This window comes from Pseudomonas sp. St386, from assembly GCF_018325865.1.
Classification (GTDB): domain Bacteria; phylum Pseudomonadota; class Gammaproteobacteria; order Pseudomonadales; family Pseudomonadaceae; genus Aquipseudomonas; species Aquipseudomonas brassicacearum.
This window is the reverse complement of sequence record NZ_AP021900.1, coordinates 5,319,148-5,333,628: the sequence shown is the minus strand read 5'-3', so window position 1 is coordinate 5,333,628 and position 14,481 is coordinate 5,319,148. Positions and strand designations below refer to the sequence as shown.

Sequence of the window (14,481 nt, the reverse complement as noted above, 5' to 3'; positions counted from 1 at the left end):
AATCCTGGCGAAGAGACAAGGAATACACCGACCGCTCCCACAGTGGCGGTCGGCGGTGAAGCGGCTATCGTTTAGAGCCCCACATCCCACTCGGGCATCTCGGGAAACTTCAGCACCAGAAAATCCAGCAGGCTGCGCAGCGCCGACGGCATGTGTTTGCGTGAGGCGTACACCGCGTACATGTTCATCCGCCGCGGTTCGGCGTGAGGCAGCAGGCGGATCAGTTCGCCGTTCTTGATGTGAGCGCCGGCCTGGTAGCTGGGCAGCATGGCCACGCCGGCACCGGCTATCGTGGCCTGAAGCAATGTGCTGGCTTCGTTGGCGCTGATGTTGCCCTGCACCGGCACCGAGACCTGCTCGCCGTCCTGCTCGAAATGCCACAGGCTCTTGCCGACGTAGGAGTGGGTCAGGCAGTTGTGCCGGCTCAGCTCTTCCACGCGCAGCGGTGTCGAGTGTTCACGCAGATAGTGCGGCGAGGCGCAGATCACCGAGCGGCAGACCGTGAGGCGGCGGGCAATCAGGTTCGGGTCCAGGTCGTTGCTCATGCGGATCGCCAGGTCGATGCGCTCATCCACCAGGTTCACGGTGCGGTCGAGCATTTGCAGGTCGACGCTCACCCCTGGGTAGCGCTTGACGTATTCGGCCATGGCGCTCGCCAGTTGGGCCTGGCCGAACGAGGTGCTGGCGCTGATGCGCAGCATGCCCCGTGGCGCGTCGTCCGGGGTGCTGACGGCGGCTTGCATGTCGCCGGACAGCTCGAGCATCTGCCGGCAGCGCGGCAGGATCTCCGTGCCTGCGGCCGTCAGGCTCAGCTTGCGAGTGGTGCGGTGCATCAGCCGGGCACCGACCCAGTCCTCCAGCTCCGCCAGATACCGCGACACCACCGGCCGCGACAGGTCCAGATGCTCGGCCGCCGCCGACTGGCTGCCCAGGTCCACCACCGTGACGAACACCCGCATTGCTTGTAGACGATCCATGATCTGCCCGATTTCAGAAACAAACTATGTTCGATCATCGCATTTTTTGAAACGAGTCAGGTCACTAAGCTCCATCTCATTCCCTTTCGGGCTTTTGGACAACGGAGCACACCATGACCGGATTTATCCCCCTCAAGCGCCTGCTGCTGGCAACCGCCGCCCTGGCCTTCACCGCCCAGACCTGGGCCGCCGGCTTGACGCTGGACGTCTACAACCCCGGCGCGGCGGCGGTTTTCCCGGTGACCTCGGTGTTGGTCAGCGGTGAAAAAGAAGCGATCCTGGTAGACGCCCAGTTCGGCAAGACCCAGGCCGCACAGGTGGTGGAAAAAATCCGCGCCAGCGGTAAGCGATTGACCACGATCTACATCAGCCATGGCGATCCGGACTACTATTTTGGTTTGGAAACCCTCACCGCCGCGTTCCCTGAGGCCAAGGTGCTGGCGTCCGCGCCGACCGTCGCGCACATCAAGCAGACCATGGACGGCAAGCTGAAATATTGGGGGCCGATCCTGAAGACCGATGCCCCGGCCAAAGCCATCTTGCCCCAGGTGCTCAAGGGCGACAGCCTGACCCTGGAAGGCCAGCGCTTGCAGATCGTCGGCCTCGATGGCCCACAGCCGGACCGCAGTTTCGTGTGGATTCCATCGATCAAGGCCGTGGTAGGCGGTGTGGTGGTGGCCGAGAACATTCATGTCTGGATGGCTGACACCCAGACACCGCAGTCCCACAAGGACTGGCTGGCGACCCTCGCCGGTATTGAAAAGCTGCAACCGAACACCGTGATCCCGGGCCACTACCTGGGTGAAAGCGCCCGGTCCCTGGCTCCGGTGACATTCACCGCCGGCTACATCAAGGCCTTCGATGAAGAAACCGCCAAGGCCAAGGATTCCGCCGCGCTGATCGCCGCCATGAAGCAACGCTACCCGAACCTGGGTGAAGACAGTTCCCTGGAGCTCAGTGCCAAGGTGGCAAAGGGCGAGATGAAGTGGTGAGAAACGATCTTTGATCGGAGCACCGTTATGGCGAGGGGATAAATCCCCTCGCACAAGAGCATGCATTTCGAACATCGCTAACCAATGGAGAACACTATGAGCAAAATCGCAATCATCGGCGCCACCGGTCGCGCTGGCAGCCAATTGCTGGAAGAAGCCCTGCGCCGTGGTCACAGCGTGACGGCCATTGCCCGCAACACCGCGAAAATCGGTGAAAGGGCCGGAGTGGTCAGCAAGCAGCTGGATGTATTGGACAGCGAGGCGTTGACCGCGGCGGTGACCGATCACGATGTGGTGATCAGCGCGGCCCACTTTGCCACCGTGCCGGCCGACAAGGTCATCGCGCCGGTGAAAGCCGCCGGGGTCAAGCGTTTGCTGGTGGTCGGCGGGGCCGGTTCGTTGCTGCTCCCGGACGGCTCTCGTGTGATCGACAGCGATGGCTTCCCGGAGGAATACCTTGCCGAAGCCAGCGCCGGAGCGTTGTTCCTGGACGTACTGCGCCAGGAGCAGGACCTGGACTGGACCTTCCTTTCGCCTTCGGCAGAGTTCGTCGAAACCGAGCGCACGGAGCAGTTTCGTCTTGGCAAGGATCACTTGCTGTTCGACGCCGCCGGGCGCAGTTGGATCAGCTTTGCCGATTACGCCATTGCGATGATCGATGAAGTGGAAACACCGCAGTTTTCGCGGACGCGGTTTACCGTCGGCTACTGATCACTGGTTTGTGTAGGAGCTGTCGAGCAACGCGAGGCTGCGATCTTTCCTTGGACACTTGAGTCTCTAGCGAAAGATCAAAAGATCGCAGCCTCGCTTCGCTCGACAGCTCCTACAGGGATCAGCCGTGAACCCGCACCCAGACGCTGACCAGCACCGTCGCCGCCATCAACCACGCCACCGCCGCCACGGCCAGGGACGCCTCCAGGCGCATGCGGTCGACCATCACGTAAAGGGTCGCCAAGTAGACGAAGTACGGAATGATCGACCACATCCCAAACACGATGGTGGTCTTCAGGTCGTCCACCGAGCGGCCCTTGCCGACGATGTAATGGGCAATCAGGGCGAAGGTCGGGAACAGCGGCACCAGCCCGGCGATGTAATAGTTCTTGGTCTTGGCCAGCATCGCCAGGATGACCACCACGGCTGCACCGAGCGCCGCCTTGAAAATCAGATCCACAGGTTTCCCGCCCAGTTGATTAATGGCTCAAGCCATATTTTTTGACTTTGTCGAACAGCGTGGTCTTGGCCATGCCCAGTTCCAGGCTGGCCTGGGTCAGGTTGCCACCGCTGCGTTGCAGGGCGTCCACCAGCAGGTTGCGCTCGAAGGCTTCGACTGCTTCGGCGAAGGCCAGGCCCTGGTTGCCGCCGCTGGCACCGGAGCGCTTGAACGCCGGCAGGCCCAGGGCGTAACGCTCGGCGACGTTGCGCAGTTCGCGTACGTTGCCCGGCCAGTCGTGGCTCATCAGGTTCGACAGGGTCTGGTTGTCCAGCTCCGGTACCGTGCGATCGAAGCGCAGGGACGACTGCTGGAGAAAGTGCTTGAACAGTTGCAGGATGTCTTCGCGCCGCTCGCGCAGTGGCGGCAGTTCCAGGGTCACCACGTTGAGTCGGTAATACAGGTCGCTGCGGAACTGCCCGGTCCGGCCCATTTCGTCCAGGTCGGACTTGGTGGCGGCGATCACCCGGCAATCCACGGCCACGCTCTGGTTCGAACCCAGGCGCTCGAGGGTGCGTTCCTGCAACACGCGCAGCAACTTGATCTGCAAGGGCAGGGGCATGCTTTCCACTTCATCGAGAAACAGCGTGCCACCGTCGGCGTGCTCGATCTTGCCGATCCGCCGTTTGCCGGCTCCGGTAAAGGCATTGGCCTCGTGGCCGAAAATCTCGCTTTCGAACAGGTTCTCCGGCAGGCCGCCGCAGTTCAGCGCGACGAACTGCTTGTCGTGGCGTCGGCTGAAATCGTGCAGGCAGCGAGCGACCAGTTCCTTGCCGGTGCCGGTTTCACCTTCGATCAGCACGTTGGCCGAGGTATCGGCGACGTTGGCGATCAGCGCGCGCAGGTGCTGCATGGCGGGCGAGCGGCCAATGATCCGGCCTTCCAGGGAATCGCGTTCGGCCAATTGCCGACGCAGCGATGACACTTCCCGGGCGAGGCTGCGCTGCTCCAGGGCACGGCGGGCGACGTCCACCAGGCGTTCAGGGGAGAAGGGTTTCTCCATGAAGTCATAGGCGCCTTTTTGCATGGCGCCGACGGCCATGGAGATGTCGCCGTGGCCAGTGATCAGCACCACCGGCAAGCTGCGGTCCCGTGCCTTGAGGCGGGTCAGCAGTTCCAGGCCGTCGATGCCCGGCAGGCGAATGTCGCTGATGACGATGCCGGCAAAGTTATCGTCGACGCGCTCCAGGGCCTCTTCGGCGCTGCCCACGCCGATGCAGGGAATGTCTTCCAGGGTCAGCGCCTGCTGGCAGCCCAGCAGGACATGGGGGTCGTCTTCGACGATCAGTACGCTCAGGTCGTTGTTCATAGCGGCTCGGCAGGTAAAAGGCTTACCAACGGTAAACTGAGGACAAACGTGGTTCCACTGCCCTCGACCGGATGCTCGACACCCAGGTATCCACCCGTGGCGGCGGCCAGGCTGGCGGAAAGCGTCAGGCCCAGGCCCAGGCCTTGTTCGCCGGGTTTGGTGGTGAAGAAGGGTTCGAACAGATGCTTGCGTGCTTGCGGGTCAATGCCATGGCCGTTATCCCGCACGCGCAGGCGATATTTGCCATCGCCGGCCTGGCCTTCGAGCCACAGCTGCGGTTCGGGTTGTGTCTGCATGGCGTCCAGGGCATTGCCGATCAGGTTCACCAGGATCTGCTCCAGGCGCGTCTGGTCAATGTGCACCTGGACATCGTCGAAGCTGGAATGAATCTGGATGTTCAAGCTTTCAAGGCGGGCGCCCAGCAGTTGCAGCGCAGCCTCGACGCCTTTGCCGAGGCTGGCCTGGCCCTGGTCGTCGCCACGGCGGGCAAAGGAGCGCAGGCTGGCGGTGATCCGGCCCATGCGGTCGATCAAATCGTTGATGGTCTTGAGGTTGGCGCTGGCGATATCCAGCTGGCCGCGCTCCAGGAAGCGCACGGTATTGCCGGACAAGGTGCGCAGTGCCGCCAGCGGCTGGTTGAGTTCGTGGGCGATGCTGGTGGACATCTGGCCGATGGCTGCCAGTTTACCGGCCTGGACCAATTCGTCCTGGGCCCGGCGCAAGGTCTCTTCGGCCTGCCGCCGCTCGCGGATCTGGCCCTTGAGTCGTTCGTTGCTGGCGCGCAGGTCGGTGGTGCGTTCGGTAATCCGACGCTCGAGCTGGTTGTTGGCTTGCTGCAAGGCTTCCCGGGCCGCGAGACGGGTGGCGATGACCTTGCGCCGTTCGTTCCAGGCGATCAACAGGAACGCCACCAGGGCGAAGGCCACGGCTACCAGGATGCCTTGGTTGATCGCCTGGCGACGCAGGTCTTCAAGTGGGGTCAGCAGGGTGAAATTCCACGGGGTATCGCTCAAGGGCCGGGTCTGCGACAAGTAGCTGATGGCGCGCTCGTCGGACACCAGTTCGCTGTTGGCCGGGAACGTCAGTTTCTCCATGCCTTCGGCCAGGCGTTCCCGGGCCAGGGGCACCAGTTCATTGAGCGGAAACCAGTAGTACTGCAGGCTGCGGGCCAGGCGTTCCTTGGTGTCGTCGCTCAGGGGACGAACCGACTTGAGCCGCCGCGCCGGGTCGCTGGACAGGATGATGATGCCGTTCTCGTCACTGACGAACGCCTCCAGCCGCGCACGCTGCCAGCGTTCCTCCAGGGCTTCGAGGCGCACCTTGACCACGGCCACGCCGATGATCTTGCCTTGTTGCTCCAGGCCATGGGCCAGGTAGTAGCCAGGCTCGCCGTTGGTGCTGCCGATGCCGTAGAAGCGCCCCGGCTGGCCGCGCACGGCGTTCTGGAAATAGGCGCGAAAGGACAGGTCTTCGCCCAGGTAACTGTCGACATCGCGCCAGTTGCTGGTGGCCATCACCCGGCCGGTAGTGTCCATCACGTAGATGGCCCGGCTGCGGCTGCGGCGGTTCAGGCCTTCGAGGTATTCATTGACGGTCCTGCGGTGCTCGGGCGTCGGGTCGTCGAGCAGTTGCGAGACACTCGACTCAAGCTCCAGCAGGCTGGGCAGGTAGGTGTACTTGCTGATCTCGCTCTCGACCGCACGGGCGTGCAGCTCCAACTGGCGTTCGCCATTCTCGGCGAGGCCACGTACGCCATAGTGCTCGCTGATCCAGAAGCCGAGGTAACCCAGGCCGATCATCAGGGCGATGACCAGTGGCGGCAGGAACAGATGGCGGATCAGGCGGGGTTTCACGGCGAGTGATGGCGGCGCGGCGCGATAGAGGGTGGGGTCGCATTTCATCACAGAAGCCTTGGGTCAACCACAACACTTACTCAGAGTCACCACGGTCCCTTGTGGGAGCGAGCCTGCTCGCGATGGCGGACTTACATTCAACATTGATGTTGACTGTGATGGCCTCATCGCGAGCAGGCTCGCTCCCACAGGGGGTGTGGGAGCTTTCGCAAATGTGTTTTTAGTGCTGCAGGATTTTCTCAAGGAAATGCTGCGCGCGTTCGGAGCGGGCGCTGATGTCGCCGAAGAACTCTTCTTTCTTGCAGTCTTCGATGATCTGGCCCTGGTCCATGAAGATCACCCGGTTCGCCACTTTGCGGGCGAAGCCCATTTCGTGGGTCACGCACATCATGGTCATGCCTTCGTGGGCCAGTTGCACCATGACGTCGAGCACTTCGTTGACCATTTCCGGGTCAAGGGCCGAGGTCGGTTCGTCGAACAGCATCACCACCGGGTCCATCGCCAGGGCACGGGCAATCGCCACACGTTGCTGCTGGCCGCCGGAGAGCTGGCCCGGGTGCTTGTGGGCGTGGGCCGAGAGGCCGACCCGCTCAAGCAGTTGCAGGCCTTTCTTGGTGGCTTCTTCCTTGCTGCGGCCCAGCACCTTGATCTGCGCGATCGTCAGGTTTTCGGTGATGGTCAGGTGCGGGAACAGTTCGAAATGCTGGAACACCATGCCCACGCGCGACCGCAGTTTCGGCAGGTTGGTCTTCGGGTCGGCGATGGACGTGCCATCGACCACGATGTCGCCTTTCTGGAACGGTTCCAGGGCGTTCACGCACTTGATCAGCGTGGACTTGCCCGAACCCGACGGCCCGCACACCACTACCACCTCACCCTTGCTGACCTCGGTGCTGCAATTGGTCAGTACCTGGAAGTCCCCATACCACTTGTTGATGTTCTTGATAGAGATCATACGGCGAACCTTTTTTGCAGACGCTTGACCAGCTGCGAGGCGGCAAAGCTGACGGTGAAGTACACGAGACCTGCGATGATCAGGAACTCATTGGAGCGGCCGATGATGTCACCACTGGCCCGCGAAGCATTGAGGAAGTCCACCAGGCCAACCGTGTAGACCAGCGAGGTGTCCTGAAACAGGATGATGCTTTGTTGCAACAGCAGCGGGGTCATCTTGCGAAACGCCTGGGGCAGGATGATCAGGCGCATGGTCTGGCCGTAATTCATGCCCAGTGCCTGGGCGGCGCCCATCTGGCCCTTGGGAATCGACTGCACGCCGGCCCGGACGATTTCGCAGAAGTACGCCGCTTCGAACATCATGAACGCCACGATGCAAGAACCGAATGCCCCGATCGGCGTGTCTTCGCCGGTGATCCAGCGCAGCACGAACGGCACCGCCAGGTAGAACCAGGTGATCACCAGCAGCAGCGGGATCGAGCGGAAATAGTTGACATAGGCGCCAGCGAGATTGGAGACCAGCTTGTTATGGGACAAGCGCATCAGCGCCAGGATCGTGCCGAGGATGATCCCGCCGACCACGCCCAAGGCCATCAGCTTGAGGGTCATCACCATGCCGTTCCACAAACCGGGAATGGCCGGGATGATGCCAGTGAAGTCGAATTCCATTATTTACCCCCCACGGAGATCAGGCCGGGCACCGCGACTTTCTTCTCGACCATGCGCATGAGCAGCATCAGGCTCATGTTCAGGGTGAAATAGATCAGCGTGGCCAGGGTGAAGGCTTCGAACAGGTTGGCGGAGAACTCGGCGGTCTGCTTGGTCTGCGCGAGCAACTCCATCAGGCCGATCAGCGAGGCCACGGAGGAGTTCTTGAAGACGTTGAGGAATTCCGAGGTAAGCGGCGGAATGATGATCCGGTAGGCCTGGGGCAGCAGCACGTTCCAGTAGATCTGTGGCAGCTTGAAGCCCATGGCGCGGGCGGCGGATTCCTGGCCGCGCGGCAGCGCCTGGATACCGGTGCGCACCTGTTCGCAAACCCGGGCGGCGGTGAACAGGCCCAGGCACACCACGACGCTCAGGTAGGCCGAGGTGGTCGGGTTCAGGTCCTGCTTGTACCACTCCTGCATATCGGCGGGCAGCAGGTCCGGCACCAGGAAGTACCAGATGAACAGCTGAACCAGCAGCGGCACATTACGAAAGAGTTCCACGTAGCAGGTAGCGATGCCCGACACCAGCCGGTTCGGCACGGTACGCATGACGCCTAGCACCGAGCCCAGCAGCAGGGCGATGATCCAGGCTACGACGGCGATGGCGATGGTCCAGCCCAAACCGGTCACGTACCAGTCGAGATAGGTCTCGCTGCCCACGCCGGTGGACTTGAAGAACACGCCCCAGTCCCAGTTGTAATTCATTAGGGTCTCCCCTCAGATCGTTCGATGTACAAATGCCCGCCTGGGGAAACTCCGTTCCCGCCCGACTTGAAGGCCAGGCACACGCGATCGGCTCGACAGCCACCGGTTCGAGTGTTTCCAGATTTGCCAGCAGGGAGTGACCATCCCCTGAAAGGGCCGGGCCCCTTCAGGAGATAAGGTTAGTCAGAAATCAGGATTTCTTGTCGTCAGCCGCTTTATCGGTCGGCTTGGCGATCAGTGCCTTGAGTTCGTCGCTCATCGGGAAGTTCAGGTTCAGGCCTTTTGGCGGGATAGGTTGCATGAACCATTTTTCGTAGATCTTGTTGATCTCGCCCGAAGCGTAGGTGGCCTTGATGGCGTCATCGACAGCTTTTTTGAACGGCTCGTCGCCCTTGCGCATCATGCAGCCATAGATTTCGTAGGACTGCGGGGTGCCGGTCACGGCCCAGTCATCGGCTTTCTTGGCCTTGGCGGCTTCGCCAGCCAGCAGGGCGTCGTCCATCATGAACGCGACGGCACGACCCGATTCCAGCATCTGGAAGGATTCGCCGTGGTCCTTGGCGGAGATGACGTTCATGCCCATCTGCTTGTCGGCGTTCATCGCCTTGAGGATACGCTCGGACGTGGTGCCGGCGGTGGTCACGACGTTCTTGCCCTTGAGGTCGTCGAAATCCTTGTACTTGGAGTCTTTCTTGGACAGCAGCTTGGTGCCGATCTCGAAAATGCCGACGGAGAAGTCAACCTGCTGCTGACGCTCGACGTTGTTGGTGGTGGAGCCGCATTCCAGGTCCACGGTGCCGTTCTGCACCAGCGGGATACGGGTTTGCGAGGTGACCAGGTTGTATTTGACCTGCAGGTTGGGCAGGTCCAGGTCTTTTTTCAGCGCTTCGACGACTTTCATCTGGATATCGTGGGAGTAGCCAACCGGTTTGCCGGAAGCGTCCGCGATGTAGGAAAACGGAATGGAAGCGTCGCGATGGCCAAGCGTGACAACGCCGGACTCTTTGATCTTTTTCAGTGTGCCGGTCAGTTCGGCTGCGAAAACCGGAGTGCTGATCAGAGCGGCAGCAATGGCTGCGCCCAGGAGATGGGGAACGATACGCATCGATGTTTCCTCGACATTGTTTTTTTTATTTCGGCCGGTTTGTCGGCCCTGAGTACTTCGAAGTGCCTGGCAGCTCCTGTTGTGTTGGCGTACAGGCATTCGTCTCCAAGAGTGTAGAGCATGACTCGTGCCAGGCCAGTTGCGTCTGTTTAAGATGTTGTTTTTAAAGATAATTAATGTTTTGTTTCGGGTTTTTTGCGACCTGTTTCATCCGGTTAACCGAACTGACTGATGGGTTCTGTTCGGAAAACCGAATGGCTTGAGGCCGCATCAATTCATTGTGGGAGCGAGCTTGCTCGCGAATGTGGTGTGCCAGCCACATAGATGTTGAATGTGCAGGTGTCATCGCGAGCAAGCTCGCTCCTACAGGGGGGCGGCAGTGTGTTCCAGAATGCAAAAAGCCCCTGAATCGCAGGATTCAGGGGCTTTGGGTTCTGCGGGCTAGCGTTCAGGCCGCTTCGATCTTGCGGCGGTTGTGCTCGACCTTGTCCAGGTACTGCTGCAGTTTCTCCTGCTCGAGCGGGGTAGTGAACAAGCCCAGCTTGCTGCGGCGCCACAGGATGTCCTGGGCATCGACGGCCCACTCGTCGCTGCACAGGTAGTCGACTTCGCGGGTATAGAGACCGGCGCCGATGTGCTCGCCCAGGTCACCCAGGTTGTGCACGCCTTCGAGCATGCGCCAGGTGCGGCTGCCATAGGTGGTGGCCCAGCGGCGGGCGATGTCGGTTGGGAGCCAGTCGAACTTGTCGCGGATCGCCGAGCACAGCGCCTGCGGGGTGGTCATGTTTTCGCCGCCGGGGAGGGCCTCTACGGCGGTCCAGCTCGGACGCATCTGGGTGAAGTACGGGGCCAGTTGCGCCATCGCCGATTCGGCCAGTTTGCGGTAGGTGGTCAGCTTGCCGCCGAACACCGACAGCAAGGGGGCTTCTTCACCGCCACCCGACAGCGCCAGGGTGTAGTCGCGGGTCACGGCCGATGGGTTGTCGGATTCGTCGTTGCACAGCGGACGCACACCGGAATAGCTGTGCAGGATATCGCCGCGGCTGATCTGCTTCTTGAAGTGGGCATTGACCACCTTCAACAGATAATCGGTTTCGCCCTCGGTGATCGCCACTTTGGCCGGGTCACCGGTGTATTCGCGGTCAGTCGTGCCGATCAGGGTGAACTGGTTCAGGTACGGAATGGTGAACACGATGCGCTGGTCTTCGTTTTGCAGAATGTGCGCATGTTCGCCTTCGTAGAGTTTCGGCACGATCAGGTGGCTGCCCTGGATCAAGCGGATGCCGTAGGGCGATTCCAGCTTCAGGTCATCGCGAATGAACTTGGCGACCCACGGGCCGGCGGCGTTGACCAGTGCCTTGGCGCGGATCGAAAACAGGCTGCCGTCGGCACGTTCCAGGTGCAAGTGCCACAGGCCTTTGCTGCGGCGGGCGTTCACGCAACGCGTGCGGGTGTGGATATGCGCGCCTTTTTCCCGGGCGGCCATGGCGTTGAGTACTACCAGTCGCGCATCGTCGACCCAGCAGTCGGAATATTCGAAACCTTTGGTGATCTCGCTTTTCAATGCACTGTCGGCACCGAACTTCAGGCTTTTCGAGCCGGCGAGCTGCTCACGCTTGCCCAGGTGATCGTAGAGGAACAGGCCGGCGCGGATCATCCAGGCCGGGCGCAGATGCGGGCGGTGAGGCAGCACGAAGCGCATTTGCTTGACGATGTGCGGGGCCTTGGTCAGCAGCACTTCGCGCTCGGCCAGCGCTTCGCGCACCAGACGGAATTCATAATGTTCGAGGTAGCGCAGGCCACCGTGGATCAGCTTGCTGCTGGCCGACGAGGTGTGGCTGGCCAGGTCGTCCTTTTCGCAAAGGAACACCGAAAGACCGCGACCGGCAGCGTCCGCGGCAATCCCCACGCCGTTGATACCGCCACCAATGACGGCGACGTCGTAAACCTCGGCGAGAGGGGGCGTAGGCAAGGTAGAAGTGGGCATCGGCTGGCCTCGGGCTCTTTTTCGAAATATTTGAATTCGAACATAAATGTTCATTTGCGAAAATACTAGCCCATAAAGACGGCAACAGCCAGTCAACTTCGATTGAAAATACTGATCAAGGGAAGCTGAAAGGAAAATTTTCGAACATGGAAGGAAGGAGAGAAGGTGCTTGGGCACGCTTTTGTGGCGAGTGAGTTGTGGGAGCAAAGCTTGCTCGCGGAACAGACGCCTCGTTCTATGTAGAAACTGTGTTGCCTTCATCGCGGGCAAGCCCTGCTCCCGCAGCAGCCTTGCCACAAGGTATTGAGGAGATCGTCAGACCACTTCCAGCCGAATCTTGTGCTGGCTCAGCAATTGCGCCAAAGCCGGCACCGGTTGCTGGTCGGTCACCAGGCAGTCGATCAAGCTGATGGGCCCCAGGCGGACCATGGCGTTGCGCCCGAATTTGCTGGAGTCCGCCGCCAGCAGCACTTGCCGGGCGTTGGCGATGATGGCTTGGGAGACCCGCACTTCCTGGTAGTCGAAGTCCAGCAGGCTGCCGTCTTCATCGATCCCGCTGATGCCCACCAGGGCGAAGTCGACCTTGAACTGGTTGATGAAGTCGACGCTGGCCTGGCCTACCACGCCGCCGTCACGTCGTACGTTGCCGCCGGCGATCAGGACTTCGAAGTCGTCCTTGGCGCTGAGGATCGACGCCACATGCAGGTTATTGGTAATGACCTTCAGATGGTTGTGATTGAGCAGCGCCCGGGCAATGGATTCGGTGGTGGTGCCGATGTTGATGAACAGCGAGGCATGATCGGGGATCTGGGCGGCGATGGCTTCGGCGATGCGTTGCTTCTCGTCGCGCATCTGATCGGCGCGCATGGCGTAGGCGGTGTTTTCCACGCTTGAATCGTAGGCGGCGCCGCCGTGGTAGCGACGCAGCAGGTTCACTTCCGCCAGTTGATTGATATCGCGGCGAATGGTTTGCGGGGTGACGACGAATAGCTGCGCCATTTCCTCGATGCTGACATAGCCGCGTTCGCGGACCAGTTCGAGGATTTGCTGCTGGCGGGGAGGCAGATTCATGGGGCTTCCTTTGGGCTGCCGTACAAAATTTGCCCATGATGCCGCAGGAATCCACTCCCGACCAGTTTCAGAACCTTATCAGGCTTTATTCAGCGTCTTCATGGGGTTCCCAGTCACGGGTGCGACTGACCGCCTTCTGCCAGCCGGCGTAGAGTTTTTCCTTCGCCTGTTCGTCCAGCTGCGGTTCGAATTCGCGCTCGATCACCGCTTTGCCGCGCAGTTCTTCCAGGCTGCCCCAGAAGCCGCACGCCAGGCCGGCCAGGTACGCAGCACCCAGGGCGGTGGTTTCACGCATTTTCGGGCGTTCGACCCGGGTACCCAGGATGTCGGCCTGGAACTGCATCAGGAAGTTGTTCGCCACCGCGCCACCGTCGACGCGCAGGGCCTTGAGGCGTTCACCCGAATCCTGTTGCATGGCGTCGAGTACGTCGCGGGTCTGGTAGGCAATCGACTCCAGCGCCGCGCGAATGATGTGATCGACGCGTACGCCGCGGGTCAGGCCGAACAGCGCGCCACGGGCATAGGGGTCCCAATACGGTGCGCCCAGGCCGGTGAAGGCGGGCACCAGGTACACGCCGTTGCTGTCCTTGACCTTGTTGGCAAAGTATTCGGTATCCAGCGCGTCGTTGATGATCTTCAGCTCATCGCGCAGCCACTGGACCGTGGAGCCGCCGTTGAACACCGCGCCTTCCAGGGCGTAGGCCACTTCGCCGCGCGGGCCGCAGGCGATGGTGGTGAGCATGCCGTGATTGGATTTGACGGCCTTGCTGCCGGTGTTCATCAGCAGGAAGCAGCCGGTGCCGTAGGTGTTTTTCGCCTGGCCTGGCTCCACGCACATCTGGCCGAAAAGGGCCGCCTGCTGGTCACCGGCAATGCCGCCGATGGCGATGCCGCTCTTGGTGCGGCCATAGATCTCCGAGGACGATTTCACTTGCGGGAGCATTTCGCGGGGGATGTCGAGGATGTCGAGCATCTTCGCGTCCCATTCCAGCGAGTGAATGTTGAAGAGCATGGTGCGCGAGGCGTTGGTGTAGTCGGTGACGTGGACCTTGCCACCGGTGAATTTCCAGATCAGCCAGCTGTCGACGGTGCCGAACAGCAGTTCACCGTTGCGTGCACGCTCGCGGCTGCCTTCGACGTTGTCCAGGATCCACTTGAGCTTGGTGCCGGAAAAGTACGGGTCGGTGACCAGGCCGGTGGTTTGGCTGATGTATTGCTCGTGGCCATCGCGCTTGAGCTGCTGGCAGATTTCGGTACTGCGGCGGCATTGCCAGACGATGGCGTTGTAGATCGGCCGGCCAGTGGTCTTGTCCCAGACCACGGTGGTTTCACGCTGGTTGGTGATGCCGATGGCGGCCACCTGGTCATGGTGCAGGCCAGCCTGGGCGAGGGCTTCGACCATGACCGCGCTCTGGGTGGCGAAGATTTCCATCGGGTCGTGTTCGACCCAGCCGGCCTGTGGGTAATGCTGGGCGAATTCGCGCTGGGCGGTGCAGACCACGTTGGCGTCACGGTCGAAGATGATCGCGCGCGAGCTGGTCGTACCCTGGTCGAGGGCAATGATGTAGTTCTTGTTCTGTATGTCGGTCATGTCGATTGCCTTGGGAC

General features: G+C 61.2%; 13 protein-coding genes. 2 read left to right on the top strand and 11 right to left on the bottom strand.

What is annotated here, in order from left to right; translation table 11 throughout:
* Positions 1-71: 71 nt before the first annotated feature.
* Positions 72-977 carry a LysR family transcriptional regulator gene (locus KI235_RS23620; protein ID WP_003204995.1) on the bottom strand — a complete coding sequence of 302 codons (906 nt, stop codon included), beginning with the start codon at positions 975-977 and terminating at the stop codon, positions 72-74.
* A 113-nt stretch (positions 978-1,090) separates the two neighbouring features.
* Here KI235_RS23620 and KI235_RS23615 point away from each other — a divergent pair, with 113 nt between their 5' ends.
* Positions 1,091-1,969 (top strand): MBL fold metallo-hydrolase, encoded by an 879-nt coding sequence (locus KI235_RS23615; protein WP_212795328.1) that lies wholly within the window; start codon positions 1,091-1,093, stop codon positions 1,967-1,969.
* A gap of 96 nt (positions 1,970-2,065) precedes the next feature.
* Entirely contained in the window at positions 2,066-2,680 is a 615-nt protein-coding gene (locus tag KI235_RS23610) for an NAD(P)-dependent oxidoreductase (protein WP_003204990.1), read from the top strand.
* Positions 2,681-2,801: 121 nt separating this feature from the next.
* Here the strand turns inward: KI235_RS23610 and KI235_RS23605 are convergent, their stop codons facing one another.
* The 10 genes from KI235_RS23605 to glpK all read right to left on the bottom strand — a co-directional run bounded on the left by KI235_RS23605 (position 2,802) and on the right by glpK (position 14,464).
* Positions 2,802-3,131 (bottom strand): GlpM family protein, encoded by a 330-nt coding sequence (locus KI235_RS23605; RefSeq protein WP_161796659.1) that lies wholly within the window; start codon positions 3,129-3,131, stop codon positions 2,802-2,804.
* Between the two features lie 28 nt (positions 3,132-3,159).
* Positions 3,160-4,488, bottom strand: a complete 1,329-nt coding sequence (locus KI235_RS23600) for a sigma-54 dependent transcriptional regulator (protein ID WP_003204987.1) — start codon at positions 4,486-4,488, stop codon at positions 3,160-3,162.
* Positions 4,485-6,389, bottom strand: a complete 1,905-nt coding sequence (locus tag KI235_RS23595; RefSeq protein ID WP_013694104.1) for a sensor histidine kinase — start codon at positions 6,387-6,389, stop codon at positions 4,485-4,487. Before KI235_RS23595 ends, KI235_RS23600 begins: the two co-directional genes overlap by 4 nt.
* Positions 6,390-6,561: 172 nt before the next feature.
* Positions 6,562-7,296, bottom strand: coding sequence for an amino acid ABC transporter ATP-binding protein (locus KI235_RS23590; protein ID WP_003204983.1), 735 nt, complete (start codon positions 7,294-7,296; stop codon positions 6,562-6,564).
* Complete coding sequence (locus KI235_RS23585; protein WP_013694103.1) at positions 7,293-7,964, bottom strand: ABC transporter permease subunit; 672 nt, start codon at positions 7,962-7,964, stop codon at positions 7,293-7,295. The genes KI235_RS23590 and KI235_RS23585 overlap by 4 nt, the downstream gene beginning before the upstream one ends.
* A complete protein-coding gene (locus KI235_RS23580; RefSeq protein ID WP_003204979.1) occupies positions 7,964-8,710 on the bottom strand; it encodes an amino acid ABC transporter permease in 747 nt (248 codons plus the stop codon). Before KI235_RS23580 ends, KI235_RS23585 begins: the two co-directional genes overlap by 1 nt.
* A 190-nt stretch (positions 8,711-8,900) precedes the next feature.
* Positions 8,901-9,815: a glutamate/aspartate ABC transporter substrate-binding protein gene (locus KI235_RS23575; protein WP_003204977.1), complete on the bottom strand. Its 915-nt coding sequence runs from the start codon at positions 9,813-9,815 to the stop codon at positions 8,901-8,903.
* 448 nt (positions 9,816-10,263) lie between these two features.
* Positions 10,264-11,802, bottom strand: coding sequence for a glycerol-3-phosphate dehydrogenase (gene glpD / locus KI235_RS23570; protein WP_003204975.1), 1,539 nt, complete (start codon positions 11,800-11,802; stop codon positions 10,264-10,266).
* Between the two features lie 315 nt (positions 11,803-12,117).
* Positions 12,118-12,873, bottom strand: a complete 756-nt coding sequence (locus tag KI235_RS23565) for a DeoR/GlpR family transcriptional regulator (RefSeq protein WP_003204973.1) — start codon at positions 12,871-12,873, stop codon at positions 12,118-12,120.
* Between the two features lie 85 nt (positions 12,874-12,958).
* Entirely contained in the window at positions 12,959-14,464 is a 1,506-nt protein-coding gene (glpK, locus tag KI235_RS23560) for a glycerol kinase GlpK (protein WP_003204972.1), read from the bottom strand.
* Between the last annotated feature and the right edge of the window lie 17 nt (positions 14,465-14,481).